Origin of the sequence: Streptomyces albofaciens JCM 4342, from assembly GCF_008634025.1 — a bacterium.
Classification (GTDB): domain Bacteria; phylum Actinomycetota; class Actinomycetes; order Streptomycetales; family Streptomycetaceae; genus Streptomyces; species Streptomyces albofaciens.
In genome coordinates this window covers 60,722-75,671 of record NZ_PDCM01000001.1, presented here as the reverse complement: position 1 = coordinate 75,671, position 14,950 = coordinate 60,722, and the positions used below count along the sequence as shown (strand labels likewise).

The 14,950-nt window shown below is 69.7% G+C and carries 18 protein-coding genes and 1 pseudogene; 7 read left to right on the top strand and 12 right to left on the bottom strand.

Features of this window, described 5'->3' with window-relative positions; translation table 11 throughout:
- The first annotated feature begins 446 nt into the window (after nucleotides 1–446).
- The 5 genes from CP973_RS00480 to CP973_RS00455 all read left to right on the top strand — a co-directional run bounded on the left by CP973_RS00480 (nucleotide 447) and on the right by CP973_RS00455 (nucleotide 5,152).
- On the top strand, nucleotides 447–1,445 hold the full coding sequence (locus tag CP973_RS00480) for a bifunctional MaoC family dehydratase N-terminal/OB-fold nucleic acid binding domain-containing protein (RefSeq protein WP_150236571.1): 999 nt from the start codon (nucleotides 447–449) through the stop codon (nucleotides 1,443–1,445).
- Nucleotides 1,442–1,858 (top strand): MaoC family dehydratase, encoded by a 417-nt coding sequence (locus tag CP973_RS00475; RefSeq protein ID WP_150236569.1) that lies wholly within the window; start codon nucleotides 1,442–1,444, stop codon nucleotides 1,856–1,858. Before CP973_RS00480 ends, CP973_RS00475 begins: the two co-directional genes overlap by 4 nt.
- Entirely contained in the window at nucleotides 1,855–3,111 is a 1,257-nt protein-coding gene (locus tag CP973_RS00470; protein WP_150236567.1) for a lipid-transfer protein, read from the top strand. Before CP973_RS00475 ends, CP973_RS00470 begins: the two co-directional genes overlap by 4 nt.
- 312 nt (nucleotides 3,112–3,423) lie before the next feature.
- A complete protein-coding gene (locus CP973_RS00460; RefSeq protein WP_150236565.1) occupies nucleotides 3,424–4,272 on the top strand; it encodes a DUF1906 domain-containing protein in 849 nt (282 codons plus the stop codon).
- Between the two features lie 346 nt (nucleotides 4,273–4,618).
- Nucleotides 4,619–5,152, top strand: a complete 534-nt coding sequence (locus CP973_RS00455) for a SigE family RNA polymerase sigma factor (RefSeq protein ID WP_150236563.1) — start codon at nucleotides 4,619–4,621, stop codon at nucleotides 5,150–5,152.
- A 72-nt stretch (nucleotides 5,153–5,224) separates the two neighbouring features.
- Here the strand turns inward: CP973_RS00455 and CP973_RS00450 are convergent, their stop codons facing one another.
- The 6 genes from CP973_RS00450 to CP973_RS00420 form a co-directional block, all read right to left on the bottom strand.
- Nucleotides 5,225–6,064, bottom strand: coding sequence for an MOSC domain-containing protein (locus CP973_RS00450; RefSeq protein WP_244409211.1), 840 nt, complete (start codon nucleotides 6,062–6,064; stop codon nucleotides 5,225–5,227).
- 124 nt (nucleotides 6,065–6,188) lie between these two features.
- Nucleotides 6,189–7,565, bottom strand: a complete 1,377-nt coding sequence (locus tag CP973_RS40615; RefSeq protein ID WP_244409210.1) for a methyltransferase domain-containing protein — start codon at nucleotides 7,563–7,565, stop codon at nucleotides 6,189–6,191.
- Complete coding sequence (gene tgmB / locus CP973_RS00435; protein ID WP_167538248.1) at nucleotides 7,562–8,521, bottom strand: ATP-grasp ribosomal peptide maturase; 960 nt, start codon at nucleotides 8,519–8,521, stop codon at nucleotides 7,562–7,564. The genes CP973_RS40615 and tgmB overlap by 4 nt, the downstream gene beginning before the upstream one ends.
- A complete protein-coding gene (gene tgmA, locus CP973_RS00430; protein ID WP_150236559.1) occupies nucleotides 8,521–8,817 on the bottom strand; it encodes a putative ATP-grasp-modified RiPP in 297 nt (98 codons plus the stop codon). Before tgmA ends, tgmB begins: the two co-directional genes overlap by 1 nt.
- 308 nt (nucleotides 8,818–9,125) lie before the next feature.
- Entirely contained in the window at nucleotides 9,126–9,326 is a 201-nt protein-coding gene (locus CP973_RS00425) for a DUF397 domain-containing protein (RefSeq protein WP_150236557.1), read from the bottom strand.
- A gap of 10 nt (nucleotides 9,327–9,336) precedes the next feature.
- Nucleotides 9,337–10,188, bottom strand: a complete 852-nt coding sequence (locus CP973_RS00420; protein WP_150236555.1) for a helix-turn-helix domain-containing protein — start codon at nucleotides 10,186–10,188, stop codon at nucleotides 9,337–9,339.
- A 246-nt stretch (nucleotides 10,189–10,434) separates the two neighbouring features.
- On the opposite strand from CP973_RS00420, the gene CP973_RS00415 reads away from it, so the two are divergent.
- A complete protein-coding gene (locus CP973_RS00415) occupies nucleotides 10,435–10,884 on the top strand; it encodes an ATP-binding protein (RefSeq protein ID WP_167538247.1) in 450 nt (149 codons plus the stop codon).
- 30 nt (nucleotides 10,885–10,914) lie between these two features.
- On the opposite strand, the gene CP973_RS00410 is transcribed toward CP973_RS00415, so the two are convergent.
- The 3 genes from CP973_RS00410 to CP973_RS39795 form a co-directional block, all read right to left on the bottom strand.
- The gene (locus tag CP973_RS00410) at nucleotides 10,915–11,430 is read right to left on the bottom strand and encodes a hypothetical protein (RefSeq protein ID WP_150236551.1); all 516 of its coding nucleotides are present in this window, start codon (nucleotides 11,428–11,430) and stop codon (nucleotides 10,915–10,917) included.
- A gap of 62 nt (nucleotides 11,431–11,492) precedes the next feature.
- Entirely contained in the window at nucleotides 11,493–11,624 is a 132-nt protein-coding gene (locus CP973_RS39800; protein ID WP_167538246.1) for a lasso RiPP family leader peptide-containing protein, read from the bottom strand.
- A 128-nt stretch (nucleotides 11,625–11,752) separates the two neighbouring features.
- Complete coding sequence (locus tag CP973_RS39795; RefSeq protein ID WP_167538245.1) at nucleotides 11,753–11,923, bottom strand: hypothetical protein; 171 nt, start codon at nucleotides 11,921–11,923, stop codon at nucleotides 11,753–11,755.
- 93 nt (nucleotides 11,924–12,016) lie between these two features.
- Here CP973_RS39795 and CP973_RS00400 point away from each other — a divergent pair.
- Nucleotides 12,017–12,724 (top strand): annotated as a pseudogene (locus CP973_RS00400) (AMP-binding protein); the annotation flags it as partial.
- A gap of 517 nt (nucleotides 12,725–13,241) precedes the next feature.
- Here CP973_RS00400 and CP973_RS00395 read toward each other — a convergent pair.
- From CP973_RS00395 to CP973_RS00385, 3 genes are all read right to left on the bottom strand, one after another.
- Nucleotides 13,242–14,138, bottom strand: a complete 897-nt coding sequence (locus CP973_RS00395; RefSeq protein ID WP_150236498.1) for a JmjC domain-containing protein — start codon at nucleotides 14,136–14,138, stop codon at nucleotides 13,242–13,244.
- An 85-nt stretch (nucleotides 14,139–14,223) separates the two neighbouring features.
- Nucleotides 14,224–14,451: a DUF397 domain-containing protein gene (locus CP973_RS00390; RefSeq protein ID WP_150236496.1), complete on the bottom strand. Its 228-nt coding sequence runs from the start codon at nucleotides 14,449–14,451 to the stop codon at nucleotides 14,224–14,226.
- A gap of 298 nt (nucleotides 14,452–14,749) precedes the next feature.
- Nucleotides 14,750–14,950 (bottom strand): DUF397 domain-containing protein, encoded by a 201-nt coding sequence (locus CP973_RS00385; RefSeq protein WP_150236494.1) that lies wholly within the window; start codon nucleotides 14,948–14,950, stop codon nucleotides 14,750–14,752.

Sequence of the window (14,950 nt, the reverse complement as noted above, 5' to 3'; positions counted from 1 at the left end):
TGTGGGGGGCCGGGCTCGGGGGCCGTTGGGTGGTTGGTGGATCGGTTCGCGGGCCGGTCCCCGGGTCGATCCCCGGGGCGATCCCCGGGGCGATTCCCGGGCCGGTCGGCGGGCCGGCTGGTGGGGCGACCGGTGGGGCGGGAAGGGTGGCTTCCGGTGGGTGAGTCCATGGCGGTCGAGTGGGGAGAGGCCATGGATTTATTTTCGTACGCGCGTTCGAGTAGGGGAAGGGGAACGAGGGGTTCACCGCGGGAAGGGCCGAAATCGTGCGGGAACGGTTCGGCGCAGGTGGGGGCGGAAGTGGGGGCGGGGGCGAAGGTGGGGGCGAAGGTGGGAGTGAAGGTGGGGTGTCGGGGCGCGGGTGGACGCGGTCTGTCCCGCGTCGATCAGGTCTTGGTCTTGACAGTGGAAGGCCCCTGACGGACAGTCAGAACCCTTCGTCGCGGATGCGGTACCGAGGTCGGAGGGGGGAGGGGCTGATGGGTGTGCTGCCGTCCGAGCCCGACGACGACCTGTACGTACGTCTGAAGGCATTCGAGGGCCGTCCCGCCGTGACCGGTGGCACGGGCAAGGACCCCGTCAACGCGCCCATGATCCGCCACTGGTGCGAGGCCATGGGCGACACGAACCCCGCCTACGAGGGCCCCGACGCCATCGCCCCGCCCACCATGCTCCAAGCGTGGACGATGGGCGGCCTCTCCGGGCACAGGAACGGGCACGGGCACAGCCACGGGCACGGGCGCGGGCGCCCGGGCCGCTCGTCCGCGTACGACGCGCTCTTCTCGCTGCTGGACGAGGCCGGCTGCACCTCCGTCGTCGCGACCGACTGCGAGCAGGAGTACTTGCGCCCGCTGCGCCCCGGCGACCGGATCACCTTCGACGCCGTGATCGAGTCGGTGTCCCCGCGCAAGACGACGAAGCTGGGGACGGGGTACTTCGTCACGACGCGGATGGACGTACGGGCGGACGGCGAACTCGCGGGTACGCACCGCTTCCGCATCCTGAAGTACGCGCCGGCCGAGGGACGAAGAACGCCCGCCCGTCCCCACCCCCACCCCCGCCCCGTGATCAACCGAGACAACGCCGCCTTCTGGGCCGGCGTGGCCGAGCGCAAGCTGCTCATCCAGCGCTGCACGCACTGCACGGCCCTGCGTTTCCCCTGGCTGCCGGGCTGCAACCGCTGCGGCGGCGACGGCTGGGACACCGTCGAGGCCGCCGGGCACGGCACGGTCTTCTCGTACGTCGTCATGCACCACCCGCCCTTCCCGGCCTTCGACCCGCCCTACGCCGTCGGGCTGATCGAACTGGCGGAGGGCGTGCGGATGGTGGCCGGGGTGGTTGGGGTGCCGCCCGAGAAGGTGCGCATCGGCATGCCCGTACGGCTGGAATTCCGGACCGTGGAGGAGGACCTTGTGCTGCCTGTTTTCAACGGGAGGCAAGCATGAGAGCCGGCGACGACCTCCCCTCGCTGACCATCCCCATCACCCGCACCCTCATCATCGCCGGAGCCCTCGCCTCCCGCGACTACCAGGACGTGCACCACGACACCGAAGCGGCCAAGTCCAAGGGCTCCCCGGACATTTTCATGAACATCCTGACCACGAACGGCCTCGTGGGCCGCTACATCACCGACCACTTCGGACCGCACGCCGTCCTCCGCAAGGTCGCGATCCGCCTCGGCGCGCCCAACTACCCGGGCGATGAACTGGTACTTCGGGGAACCGTCCGCTCGCTGGACGGCGACACGGCCGAGGTCCGCATCATCGGCACCAACCGCCTCGGCCACCACGTCACCGGCACGGTGACGGTGGCCATGCCCCGCTCCTCTCAGGAGACGAAGCAGGACCCCACCCCATGACCCTCCACCACGCGGACACCCTCGGCGGCCGGGCCGCCATCGTCGGCATCGGCGCGACCGAGTTCTCCAAGGACTCCGGCCGCAGCGAACTGAAGCTGGCCGTGGAAGCCGTACGGGCCGCCCTGGACGACGCCGGGCTCGGCCCCGCCGACGTCGACGGCATGGTCACCTTCACCATGGACACCAGCCCCGAGATCACCGTCGCGCAGGCGGCCGGGATCGGCGAGCTGTCGTTCTTCTCCCGCGTGCACTACGGGGGCGGCGCGGCCTGCGCCACGGTCCAGCAGGCGGCGCTCGCGGTCGCCGCCGGAATCGCCGAAGTCGTGGTCTGTTACCGGGCGTTCAACGAGCGTTCGGGCCGCCGCTTCGGCGCGGGGGTGCAGCGGCGCGAGCCGTCCGCCGAGGGCGCGGCGCTCGGCTGGAACCTGCCCGCCGGACTGCTGACGCCCGCCTCCTGGGTCGCCATGGCGGCGCAGCGCTACCTGTACGCGTACGGACTCACGCCGGAAGCGTTCGGGCAGGTCGCGGTCGTCGGCCGGCGCCATGCCGCGCGTAACCCCGCCGCATACTTCTACGGGAAGCCGATCACCCTCGCCGACCACGCCGCGTCCCGCTGGATCGTCGAACCGCTGCGGCTGCTCGACTGCTGCCAGGAGACGGACGGCGGCCAGGCCCTCGTCGTCACCACCGCCGAACGGGCCCGTGACCTGCCGCACCCGCCCGCCGTGATCCGGGCCGCCGCGCAGGGCGCGGGCCGCGCCCAGGAGCAGATGACCAGCTACTACCGGGACGGCTACTACCGGGAAGGCTTCAACGGGGAAGGCTTCAACGGGGAAGGCTTCCACGGGGAGGGCTTCCACGGGGGCGGCTTCCACCGGGACGGCCTCGCCGGCCTGCCCGAGTCGGAGGTCGTGGCGCGGCAGCTGTGGCGGACGAGCGGACTGCGCCCGGCGGACATCGACGTCGGCATCCTCTACGACCACTTCACCCCGTTCGTGCTGATGCAACTGGAGGAGTTCGGGTTCTGCGCGCCGGGCGAGGCGGCCGACTTCGTCGCCGCGGGCGGGCTGCCGCTCAACACGCACGGCGGGCAGCTGGGCGAGGCGTACCTGCATGGCATGAACGGCATCGCCGAGGCGGTACGGCAGCTCCGCGGCACCTCCGTCAACCAGGTGCCGGGCGCGGCACACGTCCTGGTCACCGCCGGTACGGGCGTACCGACCTCGGGGCTGGTACTGGGGGCGGACGGATGAGGGGACCACTGGGACCGGACGGCTAAGAGCGCGACCGGGGCCCGCCCCCCCCGAGCGGCGCGACGCGGAACCGTGCCCCCATCGGGGCCCGCCCCCCGAGCGGCGCGACGCGGAACCGCGCCCCCACCGGGGCCCGCCTCCCCTGAGCGGCGCCACGCACAGCCGCGCCACGCACAGCCGCGCCACGCGGAGCCGCGCCACGCACAGCCGCGCCAGGCACAGCCGCGCCCCCAGGCACCCGTACGGCTGAATGCGCCCGCCCGCTGGCGTGTCCGGCGGGCCGCTCCCCGTACCCGCACTTTGACTCCCGGTATGGGATCAACAAAACGGATCATCCGACGGAGCGTGCTGCTGCCCACCGTCCTGCTCGCCCTGCTCGGCCTGCCGGCGACCCTCCTCGCCCCGGCCGCCGGAGCGGAACCCGAACGGTCCTGGCCGCGGGGCCCGAACGTGTTCCAGGGCTGGGCGTTCGACACCTGCAAGACGCCCCCGCTGAGCACCCTGCAAGCCTGGAAGGGGTCCAAGTACCGCGGCATCGGCATCTACTTCGGCGGACGCGGCCGGGCCTGCCCCACCCAGCCGAACCTCAACGCCGGCTGGGTGCGCTCCGCCCACCGCTCGGGCTGGCGGCTGCTGCCGCTGTACGTCGGCTCACAGGCGCCGTGCGTCGCCAACAAGAACAAGCGCAAGGTCACCATCCGCGGTAACCCGGAGCAGGTGGGCACGAGCGAGGCGCGGGACGCGGTGGCGCGCGCCAAGGCGCTGGGCATCGCCCCGGGCAGCGCGCTGTACCTCGACATGGAGGCGTACAACCTGCGCAACACGTCCTGTACCAGTACCACGCTCGGCTACATCAGGGCCTGGAACCGCGAGACCCGCCGTCTGGACTACGTACCCGGCTTCTACAGCAGCGCCGACTCCGGCGCACGGCACATGGAGCGGGCGCGGCAGGCGGGCACCCGGGATCTGCCGTCGGTGATGTGGTTCGCGCGCTGGCACAGCAGGCCGAACCTGTACGGCGAGCCCGAGCTGTCCCGCCAGGCGTGGCGTCCGCATCTGCGTATCCACCAGTACGCGGGCAACGTGACCGAATCGCACGGCGGGCGCAGGCTGATCATCGACCGCAACCAGGTGGACGCACCGGTCGCCGTGATCCAGTAAGCCCTGCGGCCGTGCGGGGGCCCAGCGGCCGGTACGTACAGGCGGCGGGGCCCCGACGGCCGGTACGGACAGGCGGGGCCCAGCGGCCGATATGGACAGGCGGGCCCCAGCGGCCGGTAAGGACAGACGGGGGCCCAGCGGCCGGTAAGGACAAGCGGGACCCCGACGGCCGGAACGGCACTCCCACCAAAACTCCCACCAAAGTGAGAACGGCACCCTGACGGGGGACGAGTGGCTGTCCGCCTTTAGGAGGTGGGGCCAGCACCACCTGTACAACTTGAGAGGGAGAGGGCTTCGGCACCTGGGGGCGATCCGTCGCGGCGCTTCTCGCTTCTAGCGTTGGAGCATGACCACGCCAGTGTGCACCAGCGCTTCCAGCGCCGCTGTGTTCCCGTCGTTCTCGTCGTACGTACGGGCCCGCGGGCCGGTGCTGCTGCGGACCGCCCGCTCGCTCACCGCCAACCCGAGCGACGCCGAGGACCTGCTGCAGACCGCGCTGGCCAAGACGTTCGTGGCGTGGGAGCGCATCGAGGACCACCGCGCGCTGGACGGCTATGTGCGCCGCGCCCTGCTGAACACCCGCACCTCGCAGTGGCGCAAGCGCAGGGTCGACGAGTTCGCCTGCGAGGAGATACCCGAGCCCGATCCGGTACCGGCCCCGGACCCGGCCGAGTCCCAGGTGCTGCGCGACGCGATGTGGCGGGCGGTGCTGCGGCTGCCGGCGCGCCAGCGGGCCATGGTGGTGCTGCGGTATTACGAGGACCTGAGCGAGGCGCAGACCGCGGAGGTGCTCGGGGTCTCCGTCGGTACGGTCAAGAGCGCGGTCTCCCGGGCCCTGGCCAAGCTCCGCGAGGACCCGGAGCTGGCGGTCGCGGCGTAGCCCCTACGGCCCCGCAGCCCCGCCCTCTCCGCCCATCCCGCCCATATACGTGCCTCACGGCCTCCCCCCACCTCACACCACCCGCACCGCATCCCCCTGCCGGATCCGTCCCGGCCGCACGACCTGGGCGTACACCCCGGCGCAGGGCTGCGGCCCCATGCCCTCCATCGGCACCACCCGGTTGTGCCGCGCGGGCACGCGCAGCGCGTCCAGGTCGCGCGGCAGCCTGCCGTGCTCCAGTGTCGGTACGGCGCACCGCGGCGTGCGGGCCACGACCCGGAGGGTGAGTTCGTCGCCGATGCGCAGCTCGTGGCCGGGCCAGTCGTTCTCGACGAAACCGGCGGCCTCGGTACGGATGACGATGTTGGGCCGGTAGCGCTCGGCCTCGACGGTGGTGGCGCGCGGCCCCAGCTCGGTGATCCGGTCGAGGGTGGCGCGGGTGATCAGGTGCAGCGGCGCGTAGTCGAAGAAGGTGCCGGGCGGCGCCTGTGTGGCGATCTCCAGGGTCTCGTTCCCCACCTCGGCCCCCGCGCCGGCCTCCAGTACCTCTTCGGGCCGTGAGCGCTCCAGGGTGGCCTTTTCGGGCGGGGCGTCGGCCAGGGTGACGGGCTGCCCGAGGTGGGCGGAGAGCGTCTTGTCGACGTGTGCGTCGGTGGACCGTACGGTCCGGCCGGAGGGAAGCGTGATCCGTACGGCATCGTCGATGATCTCGGCCCGCAACTTCAGCAAGTCGCGCCACAGCCGCGGGTTCTTCGCGCTGGCGACCTGGCCGGATGTCTGGTGCACCAGCGCGAGCCCGCGGTCCCCCGCCAGCCCGCGGGCATCCGCCACGGCGTCCGGAACCTCCTCACCGAGCAGCGATTTCACCGGATAACGCCACAGCGTGGTCACCGTTCCCACCATCGTCCCCATACCTCCAGGCTGCCACGACCGTAGTGTCCGAGACTCCTGATTTCTTGGTGCGGGGGTCACATACCGCGTGATAGGGGGACAGCGCCGCCGGGGACCGCGAGCGATGGACCAGGGGCTACGGCGGTTACGGGCCCGTGAGCTCCCACCGCCGCCCGCCCGGAATGTGCCATACGTGATGTCGGCCATCCGGCTCGCACGCGTAACCGAACTGGTCCTGTGCCGGACGGCCGTGATCGTTCCACCACCGCCAGACGGCTTCCACGGTCGCCCAGAGATCGTCCGCGCCGCCGTAGGTGACGGTGCCGGGGCGTTCCCCGGAGATCGGGGACCGGGCCCACGTCCCGCCGTGCTGGAGCTGGAGCGACAGGGTGCCGTCGTCGGCGCAGTGGTAGACGAGTTCGGCGTACGGCAGGTGGAAGGCCAGGAGGAGACGGAAGGGGTAGTGGGTCCGCAGGTCGGCCGCGGTGACCGGGGTGGGGCGGGTGGCGGTCTCCGGCGCGTACGGGGGCCGGTGTTTGCGGGGGTACGTGTGGGCGTCACCGCGGGCCGCCATGAAGCGGCCGGTGGTCCTGGTGAAGCGTCCGGCGGCGCGCCGGCCGTCGACGGTGACGCGGACGAGGCCGCCCTCGATACCGAGGTCGAGGTCGGTCAGGATGGCCCCGCCGGTGCGCGTCCTGCGGAGCCATGCGGCGGGGACGGACCGTACGGAACAGGTGGCGATGACGCGGTCGAAGACGGCCGTGCCGGGGTGGTCGGGGGGTTCGGTGTGGTCGAGGTGAGCGGAGTGATCGGTGTGGTCGTTCCGGGCATTTCGGGTCTCCCGGGTATCCCAGGCGGCGTCCCCGGCCTCCCCGGCCTCCCCGGCGTCCCAGGGGTCCCGGGCGTCGTGGACGGTCAGGTGAGGGGTGTGGCCGAGGCTCGCCAGGCGGGTACGGGCGGCCTCCGAGAGCGCGGGGGCGATGTCGCTGGAGTGGACGAGGCGGGAACCGAGGCGGGTGCACAGGAGGGCGGTGAGGTAGCCGGTTCCGGTGCCGACGTCCCAGACCCGGTGGCCGTCCTGGACGTCGAGTTCTTCCAGCATCGCGGCCACGAGGTGCGGCGCGGTGCTGGAGGAGGTGGGCAGGCCGGTCCAGGTACGGTCGCCGACCTGTTCGGCGGTGGCCGGGTCCAGCGCGGTGACGAGGGTGCGGTCGCTGTAGGCGGCACTGAACCAGGCGTCCCGGTCCCAGTCCGGGCCCCGGTCTTGGCCCTGGCCACGGCCCTGGTCTTGGTACTGGCCACGGCCCCGGTCTTGGCCCTGGTCGGAGGCGTCGCACAGGCGCCACGCGGTGATGCCCTTGTCCGTGGTCTCCTGCTCGTACCAGCGCGGTACGAAGACATGGCGGGGTACGGCGGCGAAAACCCGCGCCCACTCGGGGGTACGCAGCGCGCCGCCCTCTTCGAGTGCGGTGACGAGCGCGGCCAGCCGGGGCCGTACGTCGTCGGTGAGGGAGGCGTTCACGGCGCCACTCCTTGCAGTTCGTCGGCGATGGCTTCGGCGATGGGAAGCCCGGTGTGATGCTGGATCCAGTCCCACTGGCCGCACGGATTGGCTTCGAGGAACGTCCACTCCCCGGTGGGCGGTACGACGAAGTCGCAGGCGGCGAAGCGCAGTCCGAGACGGCCGGTCAGCCGGCGTACGGCGCGCGCGATGTGGTCGGGGGTGCGGGTGGGGGAGTAGGTCAGGGCGGGGTAGTCGCTGCGCCAGTCCTCGTACGCCTGCGGACTGCCCGCGTGGATCTCGGCCGCGAACAGGCGGGGGCCCACGACGGTCAGCCGGACCTCGTACGCCTTGTCCACCCACGCCTGGAAGAGGTGGGCGGTGGCCCCGACGCCGGACAGGTCGGCGAGGTCGTCGGCGGTGAGGCGGCGGGTGTAGACGGTCTTGAGCTGGTCGCCCTCGACGAAGACGGGGCTGGCGACGGGCTTGGAGACGAGCGGACCGCCGATGTCGTCGGCGAACGAGCGGACGGCGGCCGGGTCGTTGGTGATCAGCGTCGGCGGTACGGTCAGGCCGCAGTCGCGGGCCATGGCGAGTTGCAGCGGTTTGTACTCGGCGCGTGCCATGGCGGCGGGATGACTGACCCAACGGCAGTCCAGCGCGGTGAGAATGCCGCCGAGACCGGCCCGCGCCTGAGCCGCGGCGAAGCGGTGTTCCGGGCCGGACATGCCGGTGGGGAATTGAAAGGCGTGGGGAGCGCGGTAGTAGGTGGCGGTGATCGCGCCGAGGTCCACGGAGTGGTGTGCGTTGGACAGCCGCCCGCCCCAACCGTTGGCTTCTGTACGGCCGTTCAGCGCGACCTGTTGCGGGAATTCGGCGGCGTCGAGGCGGAACACGTCGGCGCCGCGTTCGGTCAGCATGCGTACGACACGGTCGGTGGGCCAGTCGTCGCGGGCCGCGATGACGAGGACGGCCATCAGTCCTTCGGACCCTCGTCGAGTGGCGGAGGGTTGGTCAACGACCCGTCCGGGACGGTCGGATTGTGGGTGTTGGCGAAGGGCAGCGGCTCCCCGAGCAGCCCGACGGACACCTGCGATACGGCGTCGTACGCGGCATCCGGCCGCGTGGCTGCCTTGGCGGCATCGGGTACGCGGGCGAACCGGAGAATCCAGGGTCGGGTGGCCTGCCCGCCGGGCTTTTCGCCGCCGTACGGAACCGGTCCACCGTCAGGCGCGAGCGGGAATCCTTCCCGGGGGTGCGCAAATGTCGTCACAGCGTCTTTTCCTTCCCTTACGGGTGAGCGATGAGCCCTTTACGGGCATGCGTAGACCTGCTGCGGTGAGTGATAACGATGACGAGCCCCCTCCCCGCCATGACTTTTAGGAGAAAGCGGCGGGGAGGGGTTTACGGAACCCTCATGCCGGTGGCTATGAGAGGTGCGCGCCGGGCGAAACGGCGTCGCGAGATGACAGTAGCGCTATCCGGAACGCCGTCGCAATGGTGTGCCGTCACAAAGTAGTTCCGGCGTATGCCGCAACGTGCTCACCTGCGGAAACGGAAAAAGCGGCGAGGGTTACTTAATCAGTTCGAGTGGTCGAGCTTCATTGCCTTGACGCCTCGCATCAAGGCGCCAAGCTGATGCCGCCCGAAGCTGATGACCGTGTCGGGGGAGTCGCTCTCGCGCAACCTGATTACACCGCCATCCTTGGACAGTTCCACGCAGTTTTGCCCCGTGTCGCCCCCGGAGTAAGAGGACTTCTGCCAGCGTATTGCTTCTGTCATGCCCGATGGCTCACATTTCCTGTGCGATCCGGTGAATTATGTCGCGCGACTCGTCCGCGTCGAGCGATACGGCCTTTACGGATTCGGCCAACGCCCGATACTTGGCGAGTTGCGCCTCAGCGTCCAGAAAGGTGCCGCCAAAGGCACTGTCTACCTGAACGGTGTCTAGGGGCGGGATCGGTCCGCCTGCGTACAACATCGAGTGAGCGGAGCCGGTCAGTTTCTCGGCGGTGAACGGGATGACCCGGATGGTTACGCTCGGCATATCGGTTGCTTCGAGCAGACGGTCGAGCTGTGTCCGCATGGCTTTGCGTTCGCCGTAGCAGATGCGGAGGGCTGCTTCGTGAACCAGCGCTTCAAATGCCGGGGGTGTCGGCCGGTCGAAAATCTGCTGCCGACGCAACCTGTGCTCGACGCGGGCCTCCAGCTCGCGGCGCGGAACCTCGGTCACCGCGCCGCCGAAAACCGAAAACGCGTACTCCTCGGTCTGGAACTGCCCTGGGATGTGCAGCATTTGGATGGTGCGCATCCATGAGGCGTGATACTCCAGCTCCGCCAGGTCCAGGAAGCTCGGGTGGAGGATGCCGCGGAAGTCCGTCCACCATCCCTTGCGGCGGTCCTCCGCCATCGTTGCCAAGGCGTCCACCAAGGCCCGATCCGTGGCCGAGTAGAAAGCGGCGAGCCGCCGCACGCGTTCCGCGCTCACGCCGTACCGGCCCGATTCGATGTGGCTCACGAGTGCGCGCTCGCCGCCGAGGAACGCGGCGGCCTCGCCCCCGGTTATGCCGGCGCGCTCGCGGAGCTTGCGCAGTTCGGCGCCGAGCCGCGCCTGTCGCGCGGTCGGGTGGCTCCTCGGCGGCATGGCATCCCCTTCGTCCTGACGGTTACGAGTGTGCCGCCTCACTGTGCCACGGGTCGACATCCCTCGATGGGACTCCCGTATACAGGTTGTGCCGTATACAGGTTGTGCCCTACCTTCCAATCAGCACCGCGCCGCACGCCGAATCGCCGAAGTGCAGCCGCTCGCGTGCGCCTTCGGGCGCGCCCCTGGGGGGTGGTCGGGCCACGGCAGCGCGTAACGCGCAACACCGCGTTGGGAGACGTAACCATGACTCTCGCACTCGTCCAACGACCCCCCACCCTCCCCCAGCCACCCCACTCGTTCCGGTTCGACCTGGTGAGTGGCGTGACCGCTCCGGAGATCGCCCGGACCGTCGTGGCCGATCTGATGAATATGACCGGGAACGCGGAACTCGCCGACATCGCACGTCTATTGGTCAGCGAGCTGGTCACCAATGTCCACCTGCACACGAACACGGCCGTCGTGCGCCTCGACGTGGCCGTACACCCCGCGTCCGTACGCGTGGCCGTATGGGACGACGCGCCCGGCAGCCGCCTTCTGAGCCTGCCCGCCCTGCTCGATGGCGGATCGGGACGCGGGCTGCTCCTGGTCGAGGCCCTGGCGTCACGCTGGGGCGTCTACCGGCCCAACATCAACACCCGTCGGCGCAAGGGGGTGTGGTTCGCGCTCGACCGGGACGTGAGCGGCGCTCCGTAACCAGGCACAGGCGTGGGCAGGCAGCCGCTGTCAGTCGGTCCCGGTGCCAGCGTCGGCACCGGCACCGGCACCAGTACTGGTGTCCGCACCGGCTGCCTGCCAGCCGGACAAGTCCACTTCCTCCTCGCGCAGCCACCACGCGGGCGTTACGCCTGGGGCGGGGCCGTCGACCACCCGCAGGTGGTGCGGGCGGTACTCGTCGTCAGGGTCCTCGACGGTGAATCCGGCGGCCGACAGGATCGCGGCCATCGCGTGCATCATCGCGGCCGATATCTGGCCGGGACGGCGCAGAACGGGCTCGTCCATCAACCCGAGGCGGAGTGCGCGGCTCGCGCACTCCCGCAGGCGCGGCCCGGCCTGCCAGTCCACATACACGCCACCGGCGGCATCGTCCCCCTCGTCGACTTCCACCTCGGCGCCACCGGCCAGAACGTGGTTCAAGCCGGGCGCGAGCACGGGGAGGCCGGCAGCGGCCAGCTCATCGCGCACCTTCGACGCCAGCGCCTCCAGGCGCGCGGACTCTTCCGCGCCCACCTTCTCGAACATGTGCTCAATTTACTCACTCCGCACCGCCACCGGGAACTACATGCCTGGCGGCGGGCGCGTACTTAGGGCAAGCCGAAGAACCCGGAGTACCCGTCCCAGTAGAGGCCGGAGTAGCCACGCGTCACTTCCGCGAAGTCGCCGACTTCGGCCAACTCGGGGGCTTCGTAGTCGGCTTCTTCCCAGTTCTCCTGCATGATCCGACCTCCGTCCGGAGTGTGTGCGTGCGTGCTCACCGGGAGGCTTCCCGGGTACAGCGGACGCGGTACCACCCCTTTGGAGTGGTCGGGTGGTGCGCGGGGCGTACGGCCCGCCGTCCCCACAGTCACGCGACCACCACGTCCACCACGTCCACCGGGCCCCGGCAGGCAACGGCGGCCGACATGGCGAAGATGGCCTGATCGAGTCCGGCCCCACGGGGGCGCAGTCCCCTCCCCGTACCGCTCAGCGGCGGTGTCGCGTGGCCGTCGCGTACCTCGACAACGGCCGAATCCACACTGGCCGGGTAGTGACATACCGCGAGGAACACCAGCACAATCGCCAGGAACTTACCCGCGCGTAACAGGCGCACCCTATGGGGAGGCTCCCGGTGCAGAGCACGATGCAAGACGTACCCCTGCTCGTTTCGAGGATCTTGACGCACGGCGCGACGATCCACGGAAAGGCCGAGGCGATCACCTGGACCGGTGAAGGCGACCCGCACCGCCGCAGTTACGCGGAGATCGGCGCCCGCGCCGCTCAGCTGGCCCACGCGCTCCGCGACGAACTCGGCGTCCACGGGGACGAGCGGGTGGCGACTTTGATGTGGAACAACTCGGAGCATCTGGAGGCATACCTCGCCATCCCCTCCATGGGGGCCGTGCTCCACACGCTCAACCTGCGGCTGCCGGTCGAGCAGTTGGTGTGGATCGTCAACCACGCGGCTGACCGCGTCGTCCTCGTCAACGGCTCGCTGCTGCCGCTGCTTGCACCGCTGCTGCCGCACCTGCCGACCGTCGAGCACGTCGTGGTGGCGGGGCCCGGCGACCGTTCCGTACTGGACGGCGTACGGCCGCGCGTCCACGAGTACGAGGAGCTGATCGAGGGCCGTGCGCAGCACTTCGACTGGCCGGAGCTGGACGAACGACAGGCCGCCGCGCTCTGCTACACCTCCGGCACGACCGGCGACCCGAAGGGCGTCGCGTACAGCCACCGTTCCCTGTACCTGCACTCCATGCAGGTCAACAACGCGGAGGCGTTCGCGCTCGGTGGCCAGGACATCGCGCTGCCCGTGGTGCCGATGTTCCACGTCAGTGCGCGCAAAGGGGGGCCACCGGGGGGTGATACCGCGCCCAGCGAAACGCGGCGCCCCCGTCGGGGAAGTCTCCGGCGGGGGCGTCGTCGTACGCCCTCACGGTGTTGGGCAGGGGGGCGGGGAGTCGTCGGCGTACATGTGCCGTTTCGGGCGGGGGCAGGCGATCAGCGCGCGGGACGCGAAGTCTTGGCGCGTCGTGTACCAGCCCCACACCACGTCCTTCTGTACCTGCTCGCCGAGGCGGGCGCGGGCAGCTCTTAGCCGCTCAGGGATTGGGATTCCCTCGGCGTCAACTGGCTGGTTCTGTTTCAGTTGCGTCTCCAACCACCCCACGGCCTGGTCGATGTCGAAGAACGTCGCTTCGATGCTGCGGGGCGGCCGACGTAGCCAGTCCTCGACCAGGAACGGGGGGAAGTCCGCGGGGGCCTGCCCTTGGCGGACTGCACCGTCGGGGTAGGCGCGGCCGGTGTAGGTATAGGCGTGCCAGTGCTGCGTCACGTGGGCTCCCTGGGCGAGCGGGTCAGGGTCGGAGGGCGGCGCCTCGGACGTACTTAACCGCGTCTTCCGGGTCCATGAGCAGCAAAGCCCCAATGAGGTACTCGCGTGCCTGCTTGATGGCGGACAGGGTGTCACCCATGAGGGTGGTGGGCGGCAGTTCCTCGCGCATCTGTGGGTCTTGGAGGGCTCGCTGAACGAGGTCTTCGGCGATCTGCTGTGTGAGCCACTGGTGCGTCCGCTCTTTGAACGCGACGGTGATGTGTAGCGAAGTCTCGTCTCCCTCGGTGTAGGGCGAGTGCACGTATCCGCGGGGGAGCCACAGCACGTCACCGGGGGCGAGGGTGAAGCTCAGGGCCGGCGGAGTGGTGGCGAGGTAGCGGAGCTGTTCGGCCGTGAACCCGGTGAGGTGGAACGATCCGTACTCCTGTACAGGGGCCTTGATGAATGGACGATGGCAGGGCCACGTCTTACGGCCGGCGAGTTGCAGAACGAGCGTGACGTAGGGGTCGAAGTGGTATTTGAGGCCCTGGGCGCCGGGCGGGGTGAGGTAGGCGTTGATGTGTACCCCGTAGCCGGTCTCGTGGCGCAGTTCCTCGTAGAGCCTCGCTACGGCCGGTTTGAACTGCTCCAGCTCGCGTAGGGAGATTGAGCCGCCATCGGTGATGTGCCTACGCACGGTGTTGCGGCGAGGCATCCCCGGGTCGTTGGGGTCGTGGTACTCCCACGCCTCGAAGATCCGCCCCTGTTTGAGGAGAACCACGTTCCGCATGGCGAGGCAGTTGGAATCGATCAGCTCGTCTACCTCGTCGAGCGTCAGTAGATGCTGGAACGTGTCGGGGGCGCGGTGGAAGGTGAGCGGTTCGTGCGGCCAGTGGGCCAGGACTTCGGCGGGGTTGTCGATCAAGTCGCTTAGCGGCATGGGCCTGCTCTTTCTCGTCTGTGCGGACGAGGTGGGGCACCCCCGAAACTTTCGGGGGTGCCCCCGGGGAGCGTTGAGGCTGGTGTTAGCCGTGCTGCTCCATCCACTTTCGAGCGAATGCGGTGATTTCGTCACGGCTCATGCGCAGTTCGCGGCCGGCGCCCTCGGGCTTGGAGTCGCGGAGGGCGTATCCGCCGCCGTGCAGCTCGGATACGGTGATGCAGCTTTCCATCGAATCGTCACCCTCGTCCCCGCCGCCACACAGGGCGGCGAAGGGGCCGACGGCCTGCCTCTCGTACAGATTGTCGCTCATTGGGTCCTCCTAATGCACTGCTCGTTCAGTGCCAGGACTTGCAATGCGTGTAGCCCCTTCCCCCAACCTGCTAGGACAAAAGGGAAGGGGCCTTCACGGGCCCTCATGCCATGCGGCATTGAGAGACGCACGCCGAACCCTGCATTGCGGGATGCGGTCTCGGAACGGCGACGCACGACGAACGTAGCGCGACTATCTTCGTCGGACAACCCTGCTCCGGGGCAGAATTGTTTCCCTACTCATGATGAATGCTCCCCGCCGACTGGCGAGGAGCTGCCTACCTTGACGTTTGCGGGATTCAGTGGGCGCGGTGATCCAGGGCGCCCAACTTGACGTGCCGGATGAGAGCGCCAAGGTTGTCCCGAGTTAGGGTCGCAATGACGTTCGGGTCGTCACTCTCTCGGAGGAAGATCGAACCGGTTGCCTCGGCGATCTCAACGCACTGCTCACCCCCGCCACCAGAAAAGGAAGACTTCTGCCATATCAATTTCGAGTCCAT